Annotated in this window: 14 protein-coding genes; 1 reads left to right on the top strand and 13 read right to left on the bottom strand. The window is 42.3% G+C overall.

Translation table 11 applies throughout. From position 1 onward, the window contains the following. Positions 1 to 57: 57 nt before the first annotated feature. The 13 genes from RTR76_RS07530 to RTR76_RS07470 form a co-directional block, all read right to left on the bottom strand. Positions 58 to 2,601 carry a CDP-glycerol glycerophosphotransferase family protein gene (locus RTR76_RS07530; RefSeq protein ID WP_312518676.1) on the bottom strand — a complete coding sequence of 848 codons (2,544 nt, stop codon included), beginning with the start codon at positions 2,599 to 2,601 and terminating at the stop codon, positions 58 to 60. A gap of 41 nt (positions 2,602 to 2,642) precedes the next feature. After that, the gene (locus RTR76_RS07525) at positions 2,643 to 3,359 is read right to left on the bottom strand and encodes an IspD/TarI family cytidylyltransferase (RefSeq protein WP_312518673.1); all 717 of its coding nucleotides are present in this window, start codon (positions 3,357 to 3,359) and stop codon (positions 2,643 to 2,645) included. Further along, complete coding sequence (locus RTR76_RS07520) at positions 3,360 to 4,409, bottom strand: NAD(P)-dependent oxidoreductase (protein ID WP_312518670.1); 1,050 nt, start codon at positions 4,407 to 4,409, stop codon at positions 3,360 to 3,362. 48 nt (positions 4,410 to 4,457) lie between these two features. Further along, on the bottom strand, positions 4,458 to 6,368 hold the full coding sequence (locus RTR76_RS07515; protein WP_312518667.1) for a glycosyltransferase family 2 protein: 1,911 nt from the start codon (positions 6,366 to 6,368) through the stop codon (positions 4,458 to 4,460). A 73-nt stretch (positions 6,369 to 6,441) separates the two neighbouring features. Further along, a complete protein-coding gene (locus tag RTR76_RS07510; protein ID WP_312518665.1) occupies positions 6,442 to 7,599 on the bottom strand; it encodes a flagellin in 1,158 nt (385 codons plus the stop codon). 268 nt (positions 7,600 to 7,867) lie between these two features. Then, positions 7,868 to 8,098, bottom strand: a complete 231-nt coding sequence (gene csrA, locus RTR76_RS07505) for a carbon storage regulator CsrA (RefSeq protein WP_312518662.1) — start codon at positions 8,096 to 8,098, stop codon at positions 7,868 to 7,870. Between the two features lies 1 nt (position 8,099). Continuing rightward, on the bottom strand, positions 8,100 to 8,558 hold the full coding sequence (gene fliW / locus RTR76_RS07500; RefSeq protein WP_312518659.1) for a flagellar assembly protein FliW: 459 nt from the start codon (positions 8,556 to 8,558) through the stop codon (positions 8,100 to 8,102). Between the two features lie 225 nt (positions 8,559 to 8,783). Next, entirely contained in the window at positions 8,784 to 9,356 is a 573-nt protein-coding gene (locus tag RTR76_RS07495) for a DUF6470 family protein (protein WP_312518657.1), read from the bottom strand. Positions 9,357 to 9,359: 3 nt separating this feature from the next. Next, the gene (gene flgL, locus RTR76_RS07490; RefSeq protein ID WP_312518655.1) at positions 9,360 to 10,322 is read right to left on the bottom strand and encodes a flagellar hook-associated protein FlgL; all 963 of its coding nucleotides are present in this window, start codon (positions 10,320 to 10,322) and stop codon (positions 9,360 to 9,362) included. A gap of 36 nt (positions 10,323 to 10,358) precedes the next feature. Beyond that, a complete protein-coding gene (flgK, locus tag RTR76_RS07485) occupies positions 10,359 to 11,861 on the bottom strand; it encodes a flagellar hook-associated protein FlgK (RefSeq protein ID WP_312518653.1) in 1,503 nt (500 codons plus the stop codon). A gap of 23 nt (positions 11,862 to 11,884) precedes the next feature. Beyond that, positions 11,885 to 12,373: a flagellar protein FlgN gene (locus tag RTR76_RS07480; protein WP_312518652.1), complete on the bottom strand. Its 489-nt coding sequence runs from the start codon at positions 12,371 to 12,373 to the stop codon at positions 11,885 to 11,887. A gap of 37 nt (positions 12,374 to 12,410) precedes the next feature. Then, positions 12,411 to 12,689 (bottom strand): flagellar biosynthesis anti-sigma factor FlgM, encoded by a 279-nt coding sequence (gene flgM, locus RTR76_RS07475; protein WP_312518649.1) that lies wholly within the window; start codon positions 12,687 to 12,689, stop codon positions 12,411 to 12,413. A 228-nt stretch (positions 12,690 to 12,917) separates the two neighbouring features. Then, entirely contained in the window at positions 12,918 to 13,310 is a 393-nt protein-coding gene (locus RTR76_RS07470; protein WP_312518646.1) for a flagellar protein, read from the bottom strand. Positions 13,311 to 13,562: 252 nt separating this feature from the next. On the opposite strand from RTR76_RS07470, the gene RTR76_RS07465 reads away from it, so the two are divergent. Further along, positions 13,563 to 14,156, top strand: coding sequence for an HD domain-containing phosphohydrolase (locus RTR76_RS07465; RefSeq protein WP_312518644.1), 594 nt, complete (start codon positions 13,563 to 13,565; stop codon positions 14,154 to 14,156). The last annotated feature ends 54 nt before the right edge of the window (positions 14,157 to 14,210 follow it).

The raw sequence follows: 14,210 nt of genomic DNA, 5'->3' as shown, positions 1-14,210 counted from the left end.
CTAACATGTAATAAGCAGGCAGTCTGAGTACTGCTAATTCAATACATATTCCTATCTTTAAATGACTAATGCCTTTATAAAATCATAAATACTTCGTCCTGCTGAGCCAGTAATAATTGATAAAGTATTCATCTCTTCACGCTTTGCATATCCAATATAATTATTATCATCGACTATGCTAGTAAGGTATTCGGCATTACATAGGCCGCCTTCTTGATATAGCATTGATGATAAAGAATCAAAAGATCCTTTAGTTCCTGTTAATACTTCTTCTATATTTAATGGCCTTATATTCCATTCTTCGGTAATTACATCATATTCTTCAATAACATTTCCACATCGAGGAATAGCATAGATTTTTCCACCAGATAAACAAGCAAACATATAACCACTAAACGAACCTAAATGATTATCAATCTCCCGTACAATCTTCATATTTCCATTGTCCCGATTTATTTTAAGAATCATATTTCCTTTATAGGGAAATAGCCAAATATAGTTACCAGCAGACAGTATTTTTATAGAGTGATACTCTCCCGGTAAAAAATTCGCTGGAAATGTATTATACTCTGTAATTATATTTTTTTTCAAATTCCAGCGAACACTTAATGCATTATTTTTAGGAACAAGCCAATAATCCACACCGTCAAAACAAACGTTTGCCCAGTTAGTGGCCTTATCAATCTTAAATACCTCTGTTTTACAGGTAGCCATATCAAATAAAAGCACTGCATTAGTATTGTCGGATGTAGCAACAATAACAGAGCCATTTTGGCAAGCAGCGCGAGTCAGAATGTATTCAGAATGCGATTTCATTTGTTTTACAAATTCAGGCACCCACTCTGTATAATAATCAATTTCTCCTGTCAAAGCATCAAGGCATACTATTGCAGGATATGATAAGCCGATAAAAAACACTTTACTTCCATATGCAAAAACATCATGAAACTTATATTCTTGGAGATAATTGTAATTGATTTCGGCTATTTCCACTGCCGGCTTCAGTGGTATAGACGTCATCGACTGATTAACCATATTATATGTTATGATATGGTTCGCCGCGCAGGGAGTAAAGAACATAGTATCTGCAACTTTAGCCACTGATTGAAGGAACAAATACTCACCATTATTAGGTACATCAGGGAACTGACTAACAAAAGTCGATTTTCCCGTTTGTTTATCCATGCGAAAAAGTCCATTTTTCCCGTATAAGGTATACCAAATATATTCATTATCAATATATAAGCAAGTCGGCAGTATATATGGCTCCGTCGAATAATTCTCATTTATATTTTGCAGCATAACCGGCTTATCAGCAGCAGTGAACAACGAAACTACGGAACTACCATCACCATAATAAGCATCGCTAATAGCAATAGATCGATGCAGGTCAGAAGTATCATCATAAATCCCCCAACCCGCCTCCTTGTATTCTTTAATAACCCGCATATATTTATTGAGCGATTGCGGCTGCAATGTCCTGAAATTCAACTCTGTATTGGGGTGAGGCCGCCACAAAAGCACCACATCGTCGCGGGAGAGAAAGAACTCAAAAACAGCCTGTAACTTCTTAAAATACTGCTCACCACCGTTTAGCCATGTGAACATATGGGTATTGTAGAAAATGACTTTCTTGCGGGTTCCGTCTTTTCGATAAATTCGTCGTTCCCACTCCTCGGGAAGGGAGTACTCCTCTTTTTTCGTGCTCAAAACCTTATCATATTTCGGTGAACCAAGGGCTACAAACTTTTCCATAGGGTTCCCAAAACAACCATTCCAGCCGCCTTGCTTGCCGTATTGTTTAAATAGCTTGATATAGGACTGCCGCTGTGCCTCTGACTGCACAATAACTTTATCAGCATATAGTACTCCCGGAAGTGTAACACAGTAATCCTCTACGACATCGCCAATCGGAACAAAATAAGGTATATATACAAGCTGACCGCAGTGCTCCCGCAATCGTTTGCTGTAAAAATCAGGGTGAATTCTTGCGTTGTGAGCGGCATTATCATAGGCATAGTGAATAAAAACCACATCCGGGCAGCGTGTCTCAATGTTATATTCCCGCCAATCAGTGATCGGTACATTGTCTGGGTATTCGCTACCTTCATAGTGCATTTTTCCAAACGTACCATTAGGTAAAAGCTCATAGTAGGGAACCGGCACAACATATGCATCGCAGCAGGGGTCGGCGTTGGCTGCTAGCCATACCGACTCCAAGCTATCCCACATAGATGCATTGTAGGGGAAAAAGGCTACTTCTAGCTTGTTTGGCTTAAATTCGGTTTTTACACTATTTGTAATTTTGCTCAGTTTCTCTTTTAAGTGTTTCAAAAAGCTCCTGTTTTTTTTCTGTTCAGCAGCTAGGCTTGCCTGATACAAGAGCTCATAATATTCTCCAAGCAGCGCAACTGTTTGTGTGCCTTCCCCTTCAATCTCTTCGATAAAACCGCAAATGGCTGCCACAAACTCTTGACAATCGGCCAATACTTGTAGGAAAGAAGAAACTTCTCCTTGTAAAAAAAGCCGCTTTATTTCCGCGTTTGCCTCAGCCAGCGTTTGTATCATTTCTAAAATTTTCTTCTGTTGGAAGTTTCGCATATCCCCAACTCTTTCGTTTATTATTAAACTCTATCTTAGTTTTATATCCCTAATATTTGCTGGCTCTCCCTGGCTTCATACAAAGCACGGAATATATAATAATCAGCCGGTGATGTAATCTTCATATTATTGGGAGGGCTAATCACCATATGCAGCTCAACACCGTAAATATTACATAAGTGCGCAGAGTCAACCGCAAGCAATCCCTCATGCTGCGCTTTTTGATGCAGGCTCCAGATTGCTTCATAGCGAAAAGATTGGGGGGCCTTGGCTATATACATCTGGCTACGTTCAGGAACAGCATTAATCAAATCTCCTTGCTCGCTGTATATAACACTTTCGATCACCGGTTCTACTGTGATGGCAGTGCCACATTTTTTCACCTTGTCAATATTAACGGAGATAAGTTCCTTATTAATGAGTGGCCGTACACCATCATGTATAAGGACAATATCCTCTTGCTGACAACTTCCTTCCATTGCTTTAAGTCCATTATAGATCGATTCCTGACCGGTGGTGCCGCCGGACACGATTTGCGTTATTTTTCTAAAGTCATAGCGTTTGAGCCAGAGCTTCAGTTCATCAATCCAGCTTTCCAAACAGACTACGACAATATTGTCAACTTCGGGGTGTTCCTCGAAATGTTCCAACGTATATAGAATAATGGGTTTTCCATGCAGCTCAAGGAATTGTTTCGGTTTGGCACGGGCGTTCATTCGCTGCCCTGTACCACCTGCGAAAATAAGCGCTGTTACCATTTATTTCCCCTGCCAATCTGCAATCATTCGTTTATACATAGCAGCCAGCCCGTATCGGGGATACCACCCCAACGCTTTCAGCTTGTCTGCATTGAGTTTAAAGCCGACCTCAGGCGCATAGCCGCGTTTTTCAATGTCACTGGGTATTTCAACAACTGTTTTTATTCTGTCTTGCCCAACCTCGCTTGCAACCAGTTCTGCCATTTCCCGGATGGTTACGCTTGCCTCAGGGTTTGCGATATTGTAGGCTTGGCCGTTGGTGCCGCACAATAGGAGCGTTAGCAAACCGCGCACTGCGTCAGCTAGGTAACAGTAATTGCCTCTGGATCTCCCCTCGGTGTGCAGCACGATATTTTCTTGTGCCATCGCACTGTGCGCAAATTGCGCAAATACTCGCGTGTCCGCTTGCGGTGTTCCCGCACCAAAAGTCTGCGCTAACCGCGCGATTTTTACCGGAACACCGTATTGCGCGGAATAGGCAGCACATAAACTTTCACAAAGCCGCTTGCTTTCGGAATAGCTGCTGCGCGTATTGCACAAATCTAAGTAGCCTAAGTCTTTTTCCTGCACCTCTCCAAGCAGATTCTGCCCATAGACCTCCATAGAGGACAGATAAACAACACTTATCGAGTGGCACTCTTTGGCAAGCTCCAGTACATTTCTTGTGCCGTCCACTGCGGTGGTTATGACATCAACCGGTTTTGCCACCATATCTGCCGATTTGGTAATGGCCGCACAGTGGATGATATACTCCACAGTAGCAGGGATAGCTTCGGTAGATAAAGACTGACGAATATCACCGCTGATGAACATATCCAGTCCATAATCCCTTGTCAACATTTCGCCCTTATCGCTGTCCCTGCCACTGCCGATAAGTTTTAGCTTCAGTCCGTATTTCTGGTTTGCAGCAGCTAACACCCGGACAAGTACAGTACCAATCAGTCCGGTAGCACCGGTAACAAGCACCGAAGTACCTGCCATTTTGCGCCACGGCAAGCGCGAATCTGAAATAATTTGTTCAGTATCCTCGTTAAGAACACGATCAGCCAACCACACTCACTACTTTCTTTTAAGAAACTTTGCTGCTAGCCTAATGAACTAAAATATCCTTTCAGCCTCAGCCCGTAATATTTCCTCAGCCCGCGCTTTCACGCGGCCATCATTGAGCTTATCAACGTTCCACCGCAAATAATCGTAAATATCATTATCGCGGTATCCTGCCTCGTAGGCTTTGACAAACGCTTCAACAGCGGCAGCCGGGTTGTACAAGCGTTGCAGGCAATAGCCCTGATTGAAATAGAGAACCGGATGTACCAGAATTCCGTTAATCAAAGAATAGTCCACTGCTGCATTGAAATGGGCAAGAGCAGCCTGATAGTGTCCTTGATTGAGGAACAATTGAGCAATGGCAGCATCCATATTATGTTGGAATTGTCCCCCTACAGCAAGCATCTTGTGCAGAATATCATCACCGGCCCAAAGAATAAAGGTACGTACCAGACCGAGAAAGGTATCCCTGTCCGCTTCGCAAAGCAGTATAAGGTCGCCGCGATAGGCTTTAAGGATATTGCCATAGGCAGGAGGCAGGCTTTCTATCGCTTGTGTCATATACGCCTTATTGCCGCTTAGTGCTGCCGCTGTAGCTGCTGCCAGCGCCAGTCGCTCATCCTTGTCGCTCTCATAGCAGTCCACTATGGCGGCGAAGGCTTTGTCATAATGGCCGTTAGCTACTAACATCTGAAGCACAAAAAAATCTTGTTTAGTATATCTTTTTTCCCTTAAATTTATATAATAAGCCAGGACTTTAGGTGTCGCATGGTTCACCAGGCGGTTAACTAAAAAGTCCAAATCGGTTTCATTTTCAATTTCATATAAATTATTTAAGAATAAAATAATGTCTTGCACTGGTTGATTGCGGATCAATTTTAACAAACGATCAAAACTTGTTATATCCGTTTTATCAAGTTGCAAACTTTTAACATAATATTCGACCGCCCACATGCAATCATTACGAAACTCACTAACTGCCGCCATGAGGCTATAAACCACATTTAGATTAACGGCAAGTGAATTACTTTCTATATCATTATAATTTTCATGCAATTGTAAAGCTTGCCGCAGTTCACAGAATGCGGCATCATAATGCTTTGAATCATATAACATCTTGCCTTTATAAAAGTAAAACACAGGATGTTGGGGGAATTTATCAATCGCAATATTAATTTCCCGCATAACATCACCATAAGGATATTTAAGCTGCAACATGGCATCAATTAATATATTGCTTGGACGTACATTGTGGCCGACCAATTTAGTTTTACTGTCTAGAAATAATTTGGTATATTCAAGAACCTTATCCCATTCGCCCAGAGTAAAGTAACAGTCTGCAATATAATGATAATAAACTGGATTTGTAGTTGCCTGAGGCAGCTGCTTTAGTAACAACGCCAAATTTCTTTGTGCTTTATCCCGTTGATTATCCTGCGAATATCCAGAGTGATAGATTAAAAGTTCCTGTTTATCTGCCAAAATAGCATTCATCTTTTTGTTTTTTCGAAAATTATACAGCATTTCATGGATAGGATTAACATAACGAATGTATTTATCGTTTTTAAATATCCGTACATGAGTAATTTCACTTAGTATTTGCTGATTGGGTTGATCAATGTTCATCATTTTGCAAGCAATGCTATTAAAACCTTTATCTATTTCTTTTAAGTAGGTTCGAATATTGCCGCCAGTCCCATTAACAAAATACTCATCAGCATCTAAAAAAATAATCCAGTCACCTTTAGCCAGAGAAATCGCATAATTTTTAGCGGCCGCAAAATCATTTATCCAATTGAAGTGAAAAACTTTAGCGCCGAGACTTTCCGCAACAGTTACTGTTTCATCGGCAGAACCAGTATCAACAACTATGATTTCATCAACGGCAGCTCGATAGCTTTCTATACACCTTGCAATTACTTTCTCTTCATTTTTTGCAATTAGGCAAGCCGATATTTTCATTTTGTCTAATATCCTTCCTTATAAAGAGAGGTCAGAGTATATACTCTGACCTCTATAGGTAGTAAGATATGAATTACCGGAGAAGTTGAAGCACGCCTTGTGGTTGTTGGTTGGCTTGAGCCAACATTGCTTGTGCAGCTTGAGAAAGAATGTTGTTCTTTTGGAAGTTCATCATTTCTTTCGCCATATCTACATCGCGTACACGGGATTCGGCAGCGGTGAGATTTTCGCTGGAAGCACTCAGGTTATTGATAGTATGTTCCAGACGGTTCTGGACTGCGCCCAATTTGGAACGTTCAGCCGATACCTGCTCAATTGCATTATTGATGGTAGTAATTGCAGCAGTAGCCTTTTTATAATCACTTACATCCAAGGCTTTCGCATCAGTCCCGCGAACACCGAGGTCCTCAGCTTTCATTGAGTTCATACCAATCAAGATATTCTGACCGCTGTTAGCACCAATTTGCATACTTAAGGAACTTCCAACAGTCGTTTGTGCTTCTACAGCTTTCTTTACACTAATAGTGATACTTTCACCAACGGCAAGCGAAGCCAAAGAACCTGTAAGTTCTATAGTTTTGCCACCAAACGAGATTGTGTTATCGTCAGTAACACTTGCTGTAATACTCGCATTAGGATTACCAACATCAATTTGCGTGGTAGCAAATGCACCTGAAACTAAGGTGCGCGTTAATGTAATAGTGCCGCTAGATGCAATATCCGTATCGGTAGTAGTCGCATTAATCTTAATGTCTGCTCTAGTGTTAAGTTGAATAGTTGTTTTTGAATCAGCAGCTTCTACAAGACCTTTTTTACTGCCGTCAATCAATTTCTGAGTATTGAACTCAGTAGTATTAGCAATACGATCAATTTCATCAGTCAGCTGATTGATTTCTTTCTGGATTTCGCCACGATCAACATCAGTATTGGTATCATTGCCAGCTTGTACAGCAAGTTCACGCATACGTTGCAGAATGCTATGAGTTTCATTCAAAGCACCTTCTGCAGTTTGGATCAAGGAAATGCTGTCTTGAGAGTTACGAGTTGCTTGATCAAGACCACGGATCTGACCGCGCATTTTTTCGGAGATAGCAAGACCTGCAGCATCGTCACCGGCACGGTTGATGCGAAGACCTGAAGACAATTTTTCCAGCGATTTGCTGGTAGCACCGTTGTTAGCGGACAAGCGATTGTAAGTATTAAGAGCCGCAATATTATGATTGATAATCATGAGTGTATTCCTCCCTGAATTTTCGATCTCAAGCATCCTTGCCTGAGTCATTTGAATGAATATCAGTTTCGTTTTCCATCGGCCGCTGGAAAACCATCCTGATAACATTCTCATATACTTTATCGCGGGAGTTTTAACTCTGATTAAAGGTCAAATTTGTCGATTTTTGACTAAAATATCCTTCGCTAATCGTTTTGCTTGATCTAGCTCATTAACTCGCCTCAAACTAATAAAACTAAAGGAAATTTTAATAATTCGTGACGATAATCTATTTCTTGTGTAGTCCTTTTAAGGCATCAAAAGCCGCCGGTATCTGTGGAACTGCCGCTTCTTTATTTTCCGCGGCTATAGCATCGAATATTTCTCCACGATAAATCTTTATCTCCCGCGGTGCGTCGATAGCAAGGCGAATACTGTCACCTTTAATATCCACAATCGTAACTACCACATTATCACCGATGACAATACGTTCTCCTACTCGTCGTGTTAAAGCCAGCATGCTACTTCCCTCCTTGAGTTGCCTGCACGGGCAGACCATTCGGAAATAGCAGATGTTTAGTTGTATACTCTACTTTTTCAAGAATAATTTGTTTTGCTTTGCAGTCTTTCCAGTTGACTATTACGGGAGCAAGAAGATTAACTGTCGATTGCTGCAGAGGTTCCTTTATTGATACAATATTAAAGATTTGAGGTGGATTCTTTGTTGATACGCCAATTTCTTTACTCCACTCATCGGAAAGTTCGAAGGTATATTCCGGTAGGAATGAAAAAGGCTCAACAATTAAAAAGGTCAGATCGGTATCATGAGTCGACTGGAGAAAGGCAAAAGGACTGCCTGCCTCATATGGTAAAAAAGCAAACTCATTTTCATTAGGAAAACCAGGAATGCCTTGGTCAAATTTCAGAATGTTTTCTATGGAGATATCAAGTTCACCAAAACGAGTTGATTGAATTTTCATGTTTGCACCTCTTTTGTTTATTTTAGATGAAGATGGGATTGCCACGTCACTACGTTCCTCGCAATGACAATATGCTAAGTAAAAGTAACATATAAAGATTGTATTTATATTATATCTCATCTTTGAGGCAGCAGTATACGAGCATAATGAGATTGCCACGTCACTGCGTTCCTCGCAATGACAGTAAGACATAATAATAGCGCTTGGGTTTCCCAAGCGCATCATCTATTTTGTAATAATATCTACATTACCGCCAGTTGTCCAGAAGCGAATACTGGGATATTGAGTCATTCGCAATCCTACTTTTCCCTCCCGGTAGTCAATATCCACTTTGCCCCGCTCTGACGAAATATCAAGCTGGGCCGGCTGGGGATTAAACTTAACCGGATTTGCTGTATACCGGATAATTGGTGCTTCCTTCGGGCCCCAGGAAATGCTGGGCACAGGCTGAGAAGTTGATTCGGCTGCAACATTGGCGACCACATCTTCCTTAATCTTAGCCATACGATCACCGATCTGAGCGTGATTAGCCATATAGTCTAGAACTGCCTGCTTACCTTTATCGGCGGCCTCACGAGCCATAGTAGCAATGTCCTTGAAACCCATAGAAGCCCGGCATGGCGACTGGTCAATTTCCAAGGTCCCGTAAGGTCGACTAGAAAATTCCACTACAGTCGGTTCCGTGTCAATCGACAGTATAGCAGGAGTAGTATTAAGATTAAAAACAGTTTTCTGAATGTCCAATTCCGCTTTTGCCGGTTGACTCTCCATGTTAAGACGAATATTCGAAATTGCCATGGCTTACTTCAGAAAGTCTACAAGCGACATCGGCATAATACGGGCCCCGACAGCTAACGCCATATTGTAGACATTCTCAGCCGATTTGGCATCAATAATTGCTTTCGGAATATCAAGGTCCTCATTGGCAGCCAAATCAGCACTAATGATCGTATTATTATTTTGCAATAAATTCAATGACATTTCATACGTTGACATCCGGGCTCCAATATAGGTCTGCTGCAGCAGCATAGCGTTGCGGTCAGCATCCATTTTGCCTTGAATGGTCGACGCAGCTGGTTCACCGGATATCTTTGTCAGATCCGGCGGTTCTTTCATTAACTCATCCCGTAAAGCAATCAGGTTATCAAACATTGTCACCGTCGGATTGCCGTCAGCAGCCGTTGTCTCTGGTCCAAAAACTTCCGTCCCGGTCAAATTAACACTGTCTTTATTAGCATCTGCCAGTCCAGGTTGAATAACCATAGACAGCTTATTCTCGTCACCATTATATACAACATGAGTAACTTTGCCTGACGCATCTTTTACACTGGTAAAAGGTTCTGTCTTATCCTTTTGTCCGGAGAAAACATAACGGTCGCCAAGCTTTGAATTCCCGATTTGAATCAACTGGTTGATAATACCGTCTATTTCACTGGCAATAGCCTTAAAGCCCTCTGTCGGATTTGGCGAAACAGCTTTAATTGCCAGTTCTTTTGCTCTAATAGTAATACTGCTGATATCCTGCAAGGCACCATCGGTAGTATCCATCCACGATACAGCGTCCTTCAAGTTTTGCGTATACTGCTCATTTCCACCAATGCTGGTATTGAAGCGAAGTGCACGAATTGCTTTTATGGGATCATCTGAGGCGCGGTGAATTGCCTTTCCATCAGATAATTGTTCCTGGATGGTATTTTGCCGTTCCAACGATTTATTAAGACTATATAGATAGTTGCCGGTTATCATATTATTGCTAATACGCAATGAAAGTCACCTCACAATAGAGTTTAAAACTTACTTCTATCTCCCGACTACGCCGGTACCGTTAATCAGCTTGTCCAGCATTTCATCGATTGTCGTCATGACCCGCGACGCAGCATTATACCCTTTCTGAAAGCGAATCATATTCGTCATTTCTTCGTCCATATTCACACCCGAGATAGACAATCGCCAGTTATTCACCTGATTAACAAGCACCTTTTGGTTCTCGGTAAGGCTTTTAGCACTTTGTGTCTGAACGCCCATTGCTCCCACCAGGGAGTTATAGTAACCATCGAGTGTACTATTATTCAACGTGCTAAATTTCGTAGTTTTGAGCGCTTCCGACATTTTGACAGCCCAGTCGCCGCTGCCATCGCCATCGGTAGCCTTTCCTTTAGCCGCAATCTTATTCAGCCCATTAGCGGGACTAGTAGCAAATAAAGCTGAGCTGACTTTCAAGCCGTCAATCCAGTTACCGTTTGCCGGAGTAGCAATTACACCGGTATCAGCACCAAAGAAATTATTGTTCGTATTGTCAGGTGCACTAGCATCAAGACCATAACCAGCCCGATGAACTGAGTTAAAGTCGGTGAGTAAAAATTTACTCATAGTATTGAGTTGATCTAAGTAACCTTTAATACCGGAAGTATCATCATCACGGGAATCAATCATGCCCTGGATTTCACCCTTGCCTAATTTAACGTTTTCCCCTGTTTCTTTGATGATAACTTCATAGGCAGGCGTACCGTACGTGGTTACCAGCGGCGAAGTTTGATCTGCCCGCACAGCCAGTTCGGTATAGCTGGTTGCGCTAACCAGCGGCACTCCATTAGACTGAATGGTATAGCTGCCATTTTGATCTTCACTTACCTGAACCTTCATCAAACCAGACAGTTGATCCACCAGCAAGTCACGGCGGTCCCGTAAATCATTAGCATTATCTTTACCACCGGCCTCGATCGCCATAATCTGCTTATTGAGACTTAAAATTTCTGAATTAATCTGGTTGGTTTTGTTTACTTTTATTTCAATAACAGAATTTAAATCGCCCACAACATCTTTGAGCTGCTGGGATGAATGCTGAATGGTATCCACCATTTCTACCCCGCGCTGCCTTAGTGCAGTACGGGTTCCTTCATCCGAAGCGGTAGTGCTCAGAGTCTGCCAGGCACTCCAAAACTTATTCAACACTGCCTGCATACCGGTTTCGGCCGTATCTTTAAATATGCCCTCAATCCGGCTGAGGGTATCATAGTTCATCTGTCCATAGCCAAGTGCACCCGATTCTTTCCACATCTGACTGTCAATAAAGCTGTCCCTCGCCCGTGTGACCGACTGAGCTGTTACGCCCGTACCTAGCTGCATTTTCCCTGCAGCGCCGCCGTAAACCACTTCCGGGCGTGTCGTGCTTAAGTTAACATTTTGCCGTGAATAACCATCGGTATTGGCATTGGCAATGTTATGTCCTACCGTATCCAACGATGCTTGCTGTGCAAAAATTCCTCGTACAACTGTATTAAAACCAGCAAAGGTTGAGCGCATGATACCAACTCCAATATTTTTCTTTACACTTTTGCATCTAAAAAGTTCCTTGATGGCGAATTTTGCCCGGAACTGCCCTTAGCTGCATAAGTCGGACCTGTCTGGGTTTGGGCCAGCAGGTTAATATTATAGTTAACGAAATTGAGCGATTGTTGAATGAGCTGCGTATTAAGCTGATTCAAAGGGACAAGCTCGTTCGTAATACTCGAAAACACTTGTTGAAATTCTTTTATTTGCTCGGCTATCTTTTCGTCCGCCATTTGACTGAGTTGAGAAATGGTAAGTCCCTGTGTAGTCAAATTGTGTGCTGCTGCAATTTCCTGCAGCGCTTTTTCCCGCTGAGTTTCCAGCTTGCCGATCCGCAAAATCAGCACTTCTTCCTGGCGGGTTACCGCTTCCAGCTTCTGAGCTTCCCCAGCAATTAGGAATTCCCGTTTTTGTTTGCTTAGTGCAAGCAAACCCTTACAAAGCTCCGATAGCTCAGCTAACAGAGCAATTAAATTATCCCACATAACAATAAACCTCTTTCAGTTAAGCTTTAGCGGTACTTTAACGACCAAGCAACTTCTCAGCAATGTCTTTTGCAGCCACCTGGTATTTGCCTGAGGAGATGCTTTCCGACAATTGGGCAACACGTTCCTGACGAACTTCCGGCATATTTTGCAGTTTTTGCAGCAAAGGACCGAATCCCTGGGCCTGGGAAGACAAAATCACCTCATCTTGTTTTTGTACCGGACTAGTGGCTGGTGTTGCTCCCGTTTTGGACACCTTTGTTTGTTCGCCGTACAATTTCGCGATATTTTGAACATTTTTACCTGAAATTATCATGTAACCACACCTCACAACAGTAAAGCCGAATTCGCTCATATGTAGTATCGACAAAAATGGCAGGGAAATTAATCCCCGCCACAGCTCATTTCATTTATTTATTATTAATTATCAGGTTTTTACTCTGCATTGCGCCCAATAACGGCTACATCCATTTCCTCGAGGATATAGCGTATAAAGATGAGATTGCCACGTCGCGATGCTCCTCGCAATGACAGGAGAAAGAGGTTACTTCTTGAAAAAACCAGTATGCATACCAGTCTGTTTAGGCAGCGTGTCAGGTACCTGGCGCGCCTGCTCACTTTTCTTGATCTGATCAAGAATTCCTTTGTTGCAGCTTCCGCATAGCCGCCCTTGCAAAATTGGCGTTCCACACATTTCACAGGGGTACGTTACTTCCATATCACTTAAAATGCGTTTTTCCTGAATCATACGCATAATCGTTTTATATTTAACGCCGGTAGCCTTATGGATATCTTCAACTGAGGACCGCTTCTTTTCCCGCAGGAATTCGACTATTGCCAGTTCATCCTGTTCTTCCTGTGCATAGCAATCAGGGCATATGCCCCGCGGATTATCGAGCATTAATTTGCCGCAGCCGGAACAATTTTTAAGTCCCATTGCTAATTTCTCCTTTCTTTGTAAAACCTTAACTATACAGTATCATTATACTATAAAATAGGGTTTGCACTTTAACTATTTTTTCGCTCTTTATTGTCAGTTTTCCTATAGGCCCTGAGACTCATTTCCTGGGAAATAGACATTTTTTTTAGTTCCCTGCAGGATAATGTTACTTTTTAGCTAATTTAACAAAGTACTTATAATCGTGATCCTATCATCACAATTCATAACGAAAGGCAGTTTAGCTTGTTTATGCTAACATTAATGCAAACGCCTGATACGTATTCCGATACGGAAACCACACAAGAAATTATCGCCAACTTAATGCACTTACTCAAATTAAAAGATCATAAGCTGTATTTGCACAGTCAGCAAGTAGCGAACTATGCAGTAAGTACAGCTGCCAAAATGCGCCTGCCTCGCGAGGAGATCGAACGGATTCGCCAGGCCGCCATGCTGCACGACATTGGTCATCTTACAGTACCGAATGCGATACTGGCTAAGATGCCTTATTTGTCAACCCGTGAGCTGAGTGTCTTCAAAAATCATTGCAATGCAGGCAGCTACATGTTGGAAAATATCCCTGGCTGTCAGGAGCTTATTCCTTATATCCGCTATCATCATGAACGCTGGGATGGTATGGGATACCCCAAACGGCTGAAAGGCGTGAACATTCCCTTAGGTGCCCGAATCATCGCCGTAGCCAATTATTATGACCGGTTTATCAATCCCTGTACCCAGAACTGGACCAAGACAAAAGAAGAAGCCGTAAAGGAACTGTTTATTTTATCCGGAATGGTGTTGGATCCCGACGTTGTCAGGGCTTTCGTAGAAGCCCTGGGATAATTTCTTTTCAAAAACGCTCTTAGGCCGTTCAGAAAGCTCCAGCTGCTAGGTGCC

Origin of the sequence: Anaerospora sp. (genome assembly GCF_032013335.1) — a bacterium.
Classification (GTDB): domain Bacteria; phylum Bacillota; class Negativicutes; order Sporomusales; family DSM-15969; genus Anaerospora.
The sequence above is the reverse complement of the archived record's forward strand: the minus strand, read 5'-3'. Positions and strand labels throughout refer to the sequence as shown.

What these genes read in the sequence shown, in the direction of transcription:
- RTR76_RS07480 (WP_312518652.1), bottom strand. Translation starts at nt 12,373, where the DNA reads ATGTGGGATAATTTAATTGCTCTGTTAGCTGAGCTATCGGAGCTTTGT.
- RTR76_RS07495 (WP_312518657.1), bottom strand. Translation starts at nt 9,356, where the DNA reads ATGGCAATTTCGAATATTCGTCTTAACATGGAGAGTCAACCGGCAAAA.
- fliW (WP_312518659.1), bottom strand. Translation starts at nt 8,558, where the DNA reads ATGAAAATTCAATCAACTCGTTTTGGTGAACTTGATATCTCCATAGAA.
- RTR76_RS07530 (WP_312518676.1), bottom strand. Translation starts at nt 2,601, where the DNA reads ATGCGAAACTTCCAACAGAAGAAAATTTTAGAAATGATACAAACGCTG.
- csrA (WP_312518662.1), bottom strand. Translation starts at nt 8,098, where the DNA reads ATGCTGGCTTTAACACGACGAGTAGGAGAACGTATTGTCATCGGTGAT.
- RTR76_RS07470 (WP_312518646.1), bottom strand. Translation starts at nt 13,310, where the DNA reads ATGGGACTTAAAAATTGTTCCGGCTGCGGCAAATTAATGCTCGATAAT.
- flgM (WP_312518649.1), bottom strand. Translation starts at nt 12,689, where the DNA reads ATGATAATTTCAGGTAAAAATGTTCAAAATATCGCGAAATTGTACGGC.
- RTR76_RS07465 (WP_312518644.1), top strand. Translation starts at nt 13,563, where the DNA reads ATGCTAACATTAATGCAAACGCCTGATACGTATTCCGATACGGAAACC.
- RTR76_RS07525 (WP_312518673.1), bottom strand. Translation starts at nt 3,359, where the DNA reads ATGGTAACAGCGCTTATTTTCGCAGGTGGTACAGGGCAGCGAATGAAC.
- flgK (WP_312518653.1), bottom strand. Translation starts at nt 11,861, where the DNA reads ATGCGCTCAACCTTTGCTGGTTTTAATACAGTTGTACGAGGAATTTTT.
- RTR76_RS07515 (WP_312518667.1), bottom strand. Translation starts at nt 6,368, where the DNA reads ATGAAAATATCGGCTTGCCTAATTGCAAAAAATGAAGAGAAAGTAATT.
- RTR76_RS07510 (WP_312518665.1), bottom strand. Translation starts at nt 7,599, where the DNA reads ATGATTATCAATCATAATATTGCGGCTCTTAATACTTACAATCGCTTG.